Here is a 10,235-nt window from a genome sequence, read left to right on the forward strand (position 1 = left end):
CATTGAATCTGTTTCCGTTCGTTACAATGGATGATGTCGGAGGAGCAGAAACTGGGAGGACAAACCGCGTGAGCATTCCGCGACTTTTGGTGGTGGATGACGACCCTGAAATGCGGTCGATGATGACCCAATTCCTGCATCAGAACGGGTTCGTCGCCCTGCCCGCCAGTTCCGAGGCTGAAATCCGCAACCATCTGACAGCGGGACGGATCGACCTGATCCTGCTGGATGTGATGCTTGGGGATGAGAACGGAGTCGAAATCTGCGCCCGCCTGCGGGCTGAACAGGATGTGCCGATCATTCTGGTTTCGGCCCTGTCAGCCGACCATCAGCGCATGGCGGGGTACGAGGTCGGGGCCGACGACTATATCGCCAAGCCTTTCAACCCGCAGCTGATGCTGGCGCGGGTTCGTGCGGTGATGCAACGCGCCCGGCGTACGCCGTCGCTGGCCTATCGCCGCCGCACACACCGCTTTCGGTTCAACGACTGGGCCTATGACGGCAAACGGGATGAGGTGCATTCACCGGAAGGCTACCTGGTTCCTCTGTCGCAACGGGAAACTGCGCTGCTCAAGGTTTTGCTGGCCAACCCGCATATCCCCCTGACCCGGGATGAAATCGCCGCTGCGCTGGACGTCACCGGCAGCGCCGACAAACCCGAGGCGCAGGGTCGCGCCATCGACATGCTGGTTGGTCGGTTGCGTTCGAAAATCGAGGTCAACCCGAAAGACCCGCAGATGCTGCGTACCGAACGCGGGGTCGGCTATGTCTTTGCGGCCGAAGTGTCGGTGGAAGAGGACGCATGACCACACACGCCCCGCGCCTGCGCAGCCTGGGCTGGATCTGGACAGGGGCCGCCTTTGCCTCGGGGCTACTCTCCGCCGGGCTGTGGTTTTCTTCGGCCCGCGCCTGGGACAACTTTCTAACCCGCGCCTATGTCGCAGGGTTTTCCGTCTATGAAGAGCTTCGGGTCAGCAAAATCCCCCCGCCGGGGATCACGATCACCCCCTTGTCCCCCGAAGCTGCGCAGTTGGCCGATGCCGGGCGGTTCGAGCAACTGCCCGGCCTGTCGGATCGCAGCTTTGTCACCAACCTGTCGATCCTGACCGACAACACCGCCCCCCTGGCCGGGCGCGAACTGACGCTGGCGGTGATGTCCGACCGGCTGGTTTATCCGGTGTCTGATCTTCTGTCCCGCGTTGACCAGACCGGGGCCGAGAAGATGGGCAATCTGACCCGCCTTCTGGCCACCTATTGCAGTGAGCCAATCCTGGTCGCCCGGTTCGGACACAGGGGCTGGCAGCAGGTGGACGGCACCGATATCTGGGGTTGCAAGGCCGCCCCTGCCGACCTGCGCCTGCCCGCCATTCTGGCCGCCATCGTGGCTTTGGCGGTCATCCTGACATCGATCGGCAATGTCTCGGACAGTTTCACCCGGTTTTCCAACGCCCTGCGCGGCCGCAAGCGCCGGGGCGGGCCGAGCAGCTATGATGCCGACGGCCCGGCGGAACTGCGCGACATCGTGTCAGCCGTGAACGACCATCTGGATGCCGAGCGCATGCAGCTTGAAAAACGCGCTACCGTTCTGTCTGGTGTCAGTCACGATCTTGGCACCCCTGCCACGCGTGTTCGCCTGCGCGCGGCCCTGATCGCCGATGACGAACTGCGCGAAAAGCTTGAGGCCGATGTGGATCAGATGACGGGCATGATCGAAAGCGTGCTGACTTACACACGCTCGGAACTCAGCGTTGAAGACCCCCGTCAGATTTCCCTGACCGCACTGGTCGAGTCTGTGGTCGCTGATTATCAGGACATGGACCTGCCGGTAACCCTGAAGAAAATCGCCCCGGTCGCAGTCGAAGGCGCGCCATCGGTCTTCATGTCCCGACGCGGGCATGGATCCTTGCCCGAGACACGGCGGATGCTGGTGATGGGGCGGCCAATTTCTCTGAAACGGGCGTTAACAAATCTGATCGACAACGCCCTGAAATACGGCCGCCATGCCGAGGTGCAGCTGGAAACCGACGCCCGCACCGCGACCATCACGGTCGAGGACAAGGGTGCGGATTTATCCGTCACGGATATCGAAAACCTGATGGCACCGTTCCGGCGCGGATCGAACATCGGATCCTCAGACGGGTTCGGTCTGGGCCTGACTATTGTGGCCACAATTGCCGAACAGCATGGGGGCACCCTCAGCTTCGAGGCCGGGGATCAGGGCTTGCGTGCGCGGTTGCAAATCACCCGGCAGTGATTTCTCATGTCATATAGCTGCGCACCAACGCCCCAGCGATCAGAGACCATCCATCCGCAATAACAAAAAACGCCAGCTTGAATGGCAGCGATACCGTCGCAGGCGGCACCATCATCATTCCCATCGACATCAGCACCGCCGCCACAACCAGATCAATGATCAGAAATGGCAGGAAAATCAGAAAGCCGATCTGAAAGGCGCGTGCAATCTCGGACAGCATGAAGGACGGCATCAGGATCGACAGCGGCGCCTCGGGCGTCAGGGCGATAGCGTCACCGCCAGGTCGCAAGGCCGCCATCGCGTGAAACGTATCCGGGTCCAGCCGTGCGGTCATAAAGGCTCGGAAGGGCTGAATGGCAATCTGCAACGCGGGTTCGACCGCCATGGTTTCTGCGACCATCGGTCGAATACCGGTGGCCCAGGCCTCGGAAAATACGGGCTCCATGATGAAATAAGTCAGGAACATCGCCAGGCTGACGATCAGCATGTTCGGTGGCGATTGCTGCAATCCGATCCCTTGACGCAGAATGGCCAGAACGGTGATCAGAAACGGAAAACAGGTGACCATGATCGCCAGCCCAGGTGCCAGGCTGAGGATCGTGATCAAAAGGATCAGCTGGATGGTCCGCGCCGAGATCGACCCCCCCTCGCCCAATGACAGCGACAGCTCTTGCGCCGCAGCCAGAGACGGGGACAGCGTCGCCAGCGCAACAACCAACCAAAGCAGAAGCCGCATCAACCGATCCCGTGCTGCAAATCAGCAATCTCTGTCAGGCGCACAGCAAGCTGCCCGGCCTGATCGCCCTCCATCTCTTCCAGCAGGCCGCGGGCGACCAGTTGGTCTCCGACATACAGGTCGACCGGGTCCTCGATCCGCTTGTCCAGCGTCAGCACGGCGTTCTCACCCATGTTCAGCAGGTCGCGGATCAGCGGGCGCGCACGCCCGACCGAAACCGTAACCTCAATCGGAACCGCCTCGAACGGATTGGCTTTTTCGGGTTTCGGAGTTTGGGGATCATTCATGGTTCACTGCCTCTTTTGCCTCAAATACATATGCGTCAAATGCCCCCGCGACCGCGGCGAGCAGACCGCTGCAATCCACCTCACGCTGGGTTGTACCGACCTGCAACCGGGCCTGTCCTGGCTCTAACGAGGGGTCTTCGATCACGCGAGTGGGTGAGGACAGTTCCTGCGGCAGCAGGGCCTCTACCCCAGCCGCGCGGCCCTTGGGCACGAAGATTTGCATCGGCTGGCCAATCTGTTCCCGCGCCATTTCGGTCAGCTGTTCGGCCAACCGGACAGCAAAACCGCGATCCAGCGTTTCGGGCAGGACAGTGTCCACCAGGCTTTGGAACATCGGGTCCAGCGACAATGTCATGCGGGTGACAGCCTCATGATAAGTAAAGGACATATCCTCCAACGATCTGGCCAGCCCGTCCGAGACCTGACCTCGGCTTTGTTCTTGCGCCTGAAGCGCGTCTTCCCAACCGGCGCTATAGCCTTGCTCGAACGCTGCCAGCCGCTGTTCCTCCAGCGCGTCCTCGTCCAGCAGGTGCAGCTTGCCACCCCCGGCTTGCAGCGTGAAATCCTCAAGAAGATGAGCAATCGACATCAGACACGCTCCTCACCTTCTTCAAGCCAGCTGCGCAGGATCTCGACGGTCTCTTCCTGTTTATCGCCGATCATAGCCCGCAACCGGTCGACCGGATCAGCGCCCGCCTGCGCGGCCAGCGCCGGGACGTCGCTAGCGGCAGTCTGGCCCGGCAGCGCGCTAAATTGTCCGTTTTCGTCAGTCGCTATCTCGCCGGTCAGAATGGCCTCGGGCTCAGGAGGTGCCCCGGCGGGCAGCAAGGCCGGGGCCATCGCCGGTTGAGTCAGGATCGGACGGATCACGAAGAGCCCAAGCACCAGCGAGACAATCGCCAACACTGCCATCTGGATCAGCGACATCGCGTCGAAATGAACCTTTTGCCAGATCGAGGCCGCTGCCAATGTGCCCTGCGGCTCTACCACCGGCAGGTCCAGCGATTTCAGGGTGATGACGTCCCCGCGTTCGGCGTCGAACCCCACGGCCGAGGCCACAAGCTCCTTCAAGGCCTCCATCTCGGTTTCGGGCATCGGCTCAAATGTCTCGACTCCGGTCGCATCCACGGACCGTGTGCCGTTGACCAGAACCGCAACCGTCAGACGCTTGATCGCACCGGGGGCATTGTGGACTTCCAATTCAGTTTCCGAGACCTCGTAATTCACCCGTTCCCGCGTCAGCGTCGCGTTCGAATTCGATTCGTCCCCACCCGCGCCATCGCCATCCGGCAGGTTCGACGCCACGGTGACATCGGCGGATTGATTGCGGGCGCTGTCCGAGCGTTCCTCGACATCAGTGCTGATGGCAACGCGGCCATTGGGGTCAAAACGGCGTTCGCGGATGGATTCGGTCTTGGTCACGGTGTCGACGCTGACCTCAACCACAGCATTGCCCGTGCCGACGCGCGCCTCGACCAATCGCATCACACGCTCGCGCAACTGGCGCGCCTTGTCATCTGCCGTATCCGCAGCGACTGCGGTCTCCTGCGCGCCGATCACCGCCCCGTTCGAATCGACCACGGTGACATTCTCAGGCGCCAGACCACTGACGGCAGACGCCACAAGAAACCGGATCGCGTTGGCCTGATCGGATGTGATCTGCGCCCCTGACGGCACCAGATAGACCGAGGCCGTCGGCGCCACGCTGCGCTGAAACGGGTTGTTCGATCCGTTGGCAATATGAACCCGTGCCTGGCTGACATGAGGGCTGCCAACGATGGTTCGGGCCAGCTCACCTTCTTTTGCGCGCCAATAGGCGGCATCGAACATCTGCGAGGTGGTGCCAAACCCGCTAAGTGAATCCAGCAGCTCATAGCCTTGATTGCCGTTGGCGGGCATCCCCTCGCTGGCGAGTGTCATGCGCAGCTCATCTCGCTGTGATCCGGGCACGTAGATCGAGCCGCCCCGAATCTCATAAGGCACCCCGCGCTGATCCAGCGAGCGGACGACATCCCCCGCCGCGCCACTTTCCAGCCCGGCATAAAGCAAGGTCATCGACGGCGCCGTGACCAGTCGCGACATCGCAAGAACCCCAAGAAAAACCAGCACTACTGCGCCGGCGACGATGATTTGTTTACGCCTGTCCAAACTTGCCCAGACAGTTCCGATCTGCTGCACGATCACCTCCGACTCGCCGACATTCTGCCCGGCGCATCCCTTGTTTGAACGATTGCCCTTAACAATCGGTTAGTCCCTGCCGGGTTATGACGATTGCAGAACGGACAAATGAGGACGTCATGACTGACGCGACTGCAGAACAGGCAGAAGTACCAGAAAAATCTGGGAAAAAAGGGATGATCATAGGGGTGATTCTGGTCGTGGCCGGGGCGGCTGGTGGCTATTTCCTGACCACCTCCGGGTTACTTCCTTTTGTTGGCAAGCCCGCAATGGAAGACGTCAAGGAAACGGATAAGGGCAAGGCTGTAAAGGCCCTGCCGCAAGTGGGATTCATCGATCTGCCGGCGGTGATCGTGTCGGTGAACGCAGGCGATTCGCGGCATCTGAAATTTCACGCTCAGCTTGAGGTGAACAGCGAACACGCCGCCGATGTCGAAAAGATGAAACCCCGAATCATGGACATCCTGAACGGGTATCTACGCTCGGTCGAAGTCTCGGACCTTGAAGATTCTCTGGCCCTGATGCGCATCCGCGGCCATCTGCTGCGCCGCATTGAAATCGTCGTCGGAGAAGGCCGCGTGCGCGACGTTCTCGTGATGGAATTCGTTTTGAACTAGGAGGCGAAATTGGAGCTGATTGCAGATATTTTGCTGGTCGCCGGCGCGCTGGGTGCGGGTCTGTATTGTTTCGTGCTGTCCCGGCGGCTGAAACGCTTCACCGATCTGGAAAAAGGCGTGGGCGGCGCGGTTGCTGTTCTGTCGACCCAGGCGGATGAGCTTAAGAAATCCCTGGGTGCCGCACGAGCAGCCTCGGACCAGTCCGGTGCGGAATTGAAAGAGCTGACGCAGCGGGCAGAATCAGTGGCGCAGCGGTTAGAGCTGATGATGGCTTCGATGCACGACGTCGTTCCATCGCAAGATAAACCCGACCAGTCGACCGACCCCGAAGAAGATATCAGCGCCGCACCCGAGGAACAGGCGGAATCCGCCGTGGCTGAGTCAGATGAAGTCGCTGAAACGATCGAAGCGCCCGAGAAGCCAAAAAAGGACGCGACCGCCCCAGAACCGGCCAAGCGGCCGGGCGGCTTGATGTTCTTCCGCCACGATCGCTCTCAGGGTGAGGTCGCATCATGACCCGCCGGAAAGCCGATAGGCGCCCAAAAGGTGGCGTGCTGGCCGTCATCTCTTTGCTGATGATCGGGTCTGCCGCGATTCGTCTTGGGCTGGAAGCAGGACCAGCGTTGGCAAAAACTGCCGAACCTTATGCCCCCAAAGTCAAACACGCACAGGCCGATCTGCCCGGCGCACAGGTCCTGCTGACCGAACTGCTGCGCCGGGAAGAAGCGCTGAAAAAGCGCGAGGCAACAGCGCTTGACAAGGAAAAGGCATTGGCCATCGCCGATCAGGCGATCGAGATGCGACTGGTTGCCCTGCAAGAGGCCGAAGAGGCCCTGCGCGCGACGCTCGCCATTGCCGAAAAAGCTGCCGAGACCGATCTGACGCGCCTGACGGATGTCTATCAAAGCATGAAACCCAAGGACGCGGCAACGTTGTTTGAGACGATGGACCCAAGCTTTGCCGCCGGATTCCTGTCTCGCATGCCGCCCGATGCGGCTGCTGGTGTTCTGGCCGGTCTGCGCCCCGAAGCCGCCTATACCATCAGCGTCATAATGGCGGGCCGCAACGCCGCCGCCCCACAGGAATAAAACTCTAACCCCGCACAGGATTTTGCTGGAGATCACCCATGATCGGAATAATCGGAATTGTCGTCATTTTCGCCATGGTGTTCGGCGGTTATCTGGCTGCGGGCGGCAAAATGACCATCATTTTGAAATCGCTTCCTTTTGAGATGATGATGATCGGCGGTGCCGCTGTTGGCGCTTTCCTGATCAGCAATGACATGAGCGCCGTCAAACACACCCTCAAAGACATGGGCAAAGTGTTCAAAGGACCAAAATGGAAACCTGAGGACTACCGCGACCTGCTGTGCCTGCTGTTTTCGCTGATCCGTATTGCCAAGGCCAACCCGGTCGAGGTGGAACAACATATCGAAGACCCGGAAAATTCACCTCTGTTCTCGGTTTACCCGAAAATTCAGGCAGATAAAGAGGCCGTTGACCTGATCTGCGATACGATGCGCGCCGCCTCGATGAACTATGATGATCCGCATCAGGTGGAAGAAGTTCTTGAAAAGCGGATGGAGGCGAACTTCCACCATGCCATGCATTCCAGCCACGCCTTGCAAACGGTTGCGGATGGCCTGCCTGCCCTGGGCATCGTTGCGGCGGTTCTTGGCGTGATCAAGACGATGGGTTCGATTGACCAACCCCCCGAAGTGCTGGGTAAATTGATCGGCGGCGCCCTGGTGGGGACCTTTCTTGGGGTGTTTCTGGCTTATGGCCTGGTCGGACCTTTCGCGGGCAAACTGAAAGCTGTCGTCGAAGAAGACAACCACTTCTACCAGCTGATCAAAGAAGTGTTGGTCGCCAATCTGCACAACCACAACGCTGCCATGTGCATTGAGGTTGGGCGTCAGAACACCCCAACCCACAACCGCCCTGATTTCACCGAGTTGGAAGAAGCGTTGAAAGAACTCAAACAGGCAGCCGCATGACCCGGTTTGCATTCTTATTCTCGGCGTTTATCGCCGGGGCCAGCGGAGCCACGGCGCAAGATCTGACGGTGCGCTCGGGTGAGCATGAAGGTTATACCAGATTGGTGGTTCAAGTGCCTCAAGACACCGATTGGGTTCTGAAACAGACAAAAAACGGCGCACGCCTGAACGTCGCGCTGAAGGATGTGACATACCGAACCGGCACCGTCTTCCAACGCCTGACGCAAAACCGACTTGCCGCGATTTCGCAGGCCGAACCGGGCGGTGCACTGGAACTGGAGTTCGGTTGCGATTGTGTCGCTTCGGCCTTTCTTTTCAAAAGTACGATGATTGTGATTGATATCGCACCCGGCACCTTCCTGCCGCCGCTCACCAGTGATATTCCGGCCCCGGTCCTGCCCAAAACCCCAAAAGAAATCAAAACGACAGGCCCGGAGCAGACTATTGATGCACTGGCCCTGCCGCTGTTGAACCTCAACGCGAACGGATTCGAAGACCAGCTTTCGACCCGGCTGCTGCAGGGGGCGGACCGCGGAATCATTGATCTGAACATTGCGCCGGTGGGGCCACGCGCATCCAACGGGAATCAAAGCCTGTTTTTGCCAGCCGATGTTGAATTGAATGTTCAAGTGACTTCGATTTTGGACGGTTTGAACGGGCTTTTGGGTCCGGATGTTCCAAAAGTGGAACGGCGCCCACCCTGCGTATCCAGCGCCGAGCTGGCTTTTGACCGTTGGTCTGACGAGCGTCCGTTTCCAGAACAAGCCGCGCAGCTTCGATCAGAACTGTACCAAGAATTCGATACCATCGACAAAGAGAGCGCGCTGAAACTGGCGAAACTGTACGCGCATTCCGGGTTTGGCGCCGAAGCGATCCGGGCTTTGGACCTGCTGGACGAGCGATCTTTGGAAACCGAACACATCGCGGCCATTGCCCGTGTTCTGGATGATGGGCCGCTGATCGAAGACAATCCGTTCCAGGGCTTGCAGCGTTGCGAGGGCGATGCGGCTTTGTGGGCGGCGCTGAGTGAGGGCGACTTGCAAGGCGACGCCAGTCTAACGGCTATCGAACAGTCTTTTGCCCGCTTACCGGACCATCTGCGGCGCCATGTCGGCCCGGCCTTGTCGGACATTCTGGTAGACGGGGACGAGTTAGAAGCCGCCCGGCGGATCTTGCGTTCGGTCGATCGCGTCAAGACGCAAACCAGCGCAAATGTCGCGCAGGCAAAGGCCAAGGTTGCAGCGGCCGAAGGTGACTCCCCCCGGACCGAAGTCTTGCTGACTGAAGCGATCGAAGCATCAGACGCCACTCTTGAGGCGCCGTTGGCACTGGCCCGACTGGTCGACAAACGTTGGCTGGAACGTGGCGCAATCTCTCCTCAGGAACTGGATCTGGCGGAATCCTACACGATTGAGTTTCGCCGTTCTGACATCGGCCCCCTGATGAAACAAACCCATATGGTCGCGCTAAGCCTGAGTCAGGAATTCGATGCCTCTCTGGATTTGGTGGCAGAGCTGTCAGAGGATGCGGATTCCGCGGACGCTCTAAACCGTGCAGTGCTTATCCTGACCGAACGCGCTGATGATGCGACCTTTTTGCGCCGCGTCCTGATCTTGTCACATAAGCATTCTCAAAATCTGAAAACCGACACAGCCATTGCCGTAGCTGACCGACTGGCAAAGCTTGGGTTTTCACGACATGCATACGCACTAGCAAAGCGTCCTCAGGACAGGCTGAGGCGGGGTGAGCGTGCCCGTCTGCGGGCCAAAGCCGCGCTATTGGATCAGCGTCCGCATCAAGCGATGCTGGAACTGGACGATGATCAGACGGACGCAGCGATTATGCTACGGACTGAAGCCCTGATTGCAGCAGAGGATTTTGCGGCGGCGGGTGATCTGATGCGCAACTCAGGTCGTGAGGATGAAGCAAACCGCTTGTTCTGGTTGGCCGATCTACCAGAGCAAGTGAATTTGGAAAATCACACCAAATTCGATCAGGTCGTCCAGACATCCCAAGGTCTAACAGCCGCACCGGCCCGACTTCCTGAAACGCCCCTGGCCGACGCGGAGAACCTATTGAGGGACAGCGTGGAAACCCGCAACAGGATTGCGGAGTTGTTTGCCATATTGAATCAGCCGTGAGTACGGCTCTAACGCGGACACTTTCC

At 59.5% G+C, this 10,235-nt stretch carries 11 protein-coding genes; 7 read left to right on the forward strand and 4 right to left on the reverse strand.

Annotation, left to right across the window (positions count from 1 at the left end; genetic code table 11):
- Nucleotides 1-68: 68 nt before the first annotated feature.
- Together ACR0LY_RS10115 and ACR0LY_RS10120 are read left to right on the forward strand one after the other, a co-directional pair.
- Nucleotides 69-806, forward strand: a complete 738-nt coding sequence (locus tag ACR0LY_RS10115; RefSeq protein ID WP_170349750.1) for a response regulator transcription factor — start codon at nucleotides 69-71, stop codon at nucleotides 804-806.
- Nucleotides 803-2,254: a sensor histidine kinase gene (locus ACR0LY_RS10120; RefSeq protein ID WP_170349749.1), complete on the forward strand. Its 1,452-nt coding sequence runs from the start codon at nucleotides 803-805 to the stop codon at nucleotides 2,252-2,254. The genes ACR0LY_RS10115 and ACR0LY_RS10120 overlap by 4 nt, the downstream gene beginning before the upstream one ends.
- 4 nt (nucleotides 2,255-2,258) lie before the next feature.
- On the opposite strand, the gene fliP is transcribed toward ACR0LY_RS10120, so the two are convergent.
- Genes fliP through fliF form a run of 4 tightly spaced genes read right to left on the reverse strand, consistent with a single transcriptional unit; the run spans nucleotide 2,259 to nucleotide 5,455 of the window.
- Entirely contained in the window at nucleotides 2,259-2,990 is a 732-nt protein-coding gene (gene fliP / locus ACR0LY_RS10125; protein WP_170349748.1) for a flagellar type III secretion system pore protein FliP, read from the reverse strand.
- Complete coding sequence (locus tag ACR0LY_RS10130) at nucleotides 2,990-3,277, reverse strand: FliM/FliN family flagellar motor switch protein (protein ID WP_170349747.1); 288 nt, start codon at nucleotides 3,275-3,277, stop codon at nucleotides 2,990-2,992. The genes fliP and ACR0LY_RS10130 overlap by 1 nt, the downstream gene beginning before the upstream one ends.
- Nucleotides 3,270-3,866, reverse strand: coding sequence for a FliH/SctL family protein (locus ACR0LY_RS10135; RefSeq protein WP_170349746.1), 597 nt, complete (start codon nucleotides 3,864-3,866; stop codon nucleotides 3,270-3,272). Before ACR0LY_RS10135 ends, ACR0LY_RS10130 begins: the two co-directional genes overlap by 8 nt.
- Nucleotides 3,866-5,455: a flagellar basal-body MS-ring/collar protein FliF gene (gene fliF, locus ACR0LY_RS10140; RefSeq protein ID WP_170349745.1), complete on the reverse strand. Its 1,590-nt coding sequence runs from the start codon at nucleotides 5,453-5,455 to the stop codon at nucleotides 3,866-3,868. Before fliF ends, ACR0LY_RS10135 begins: the two co-directional genes overlap by 1 nt.
- A gap of 119 nt (nucleotides 5,456-5,574) precedes the next feature.
- Between fliF and ACR0LY_RS10145 the strand changes: the two genes are divergently transcribed.
- The 5 genes from ACR0LY_RS10145 to ACR0LY_RS10165 are packed head-to-tail and all read left to right on the forward strand — an operon-like array spanning nucleotide 5,575 to nucleotide 10,209.
- The gene (locus ACR0LY_RS10145) at nucleotides 5,575-6,072 is read left to right on the forward strand and encodes a flagellar basal body-associated FliL family protein (protein ID WP_254440204.1); all 498 of its coding nucleotides are present in this window, start codon (nucleotides 5,575-5,577) and stop codon (nucleotides 6,070-6,072) included.
- Between the two features lie 9 nt (nucleotides 6,073-6,081).
- Nucleotides 6,082-6,588: a DUF6468 domain-containing protein gene (locus ACR0LY_RS10150; RefSeq protein ID WP_170349743.1), complete on the forward strand. Its 507-nt coding sequence runs from the start codon at nucleotides 6,082-6,084 to the stop codon at nucleotides 6,586-6,588.
- Nucleotides 6,585-7,160: a MotE family protein gene (locus tag ACR0LY_RS10155; protein WP_170349742.1), complete on the forward strand. Its 576-nt coding sequence runs from the start codon at nucleotides 6,585-6,587 to the stop codon at nucleotides 7,158-7,160. The genes ACR0LY_RS10150 and ACR0LY_RS10155 overlap by 4 nt, the downstream gene beginning before the upstream one ends.
- Before the next feature lie 38 nt (nucleotides 7,161-7,198).
- A complete protein-coding gene (motA, locus tag ACR0LY_RS10160; protein ID WP_170349741.1) occupies nucleotides 7,199-8,068 on the forward strand; it encodes a flagellar motor stator protein MotA in 870 nt (289 codons plus the stop codon).
- Nucleotides 8,065-10,209 (forward strand): hypothetical protein, encoded by a 2,145-nt coding sequence (locus tag ACR0LY_RS10165; RefSeq protein ID WP_170349740.1) that lies wholly within the window; start codon nucleotides 8,065-8,067, stop codon nucleotides 10,207-10,209. Before motA ends, ACR0LY_RS10165 begins: the two co-directional genes overlap by 4 nt.
- Nucleotides 10,210-10,235: the final 26 nt, after the last annotated feature.

The organism is Ruegeria sp. BC5, assembly GCF_056539205.1.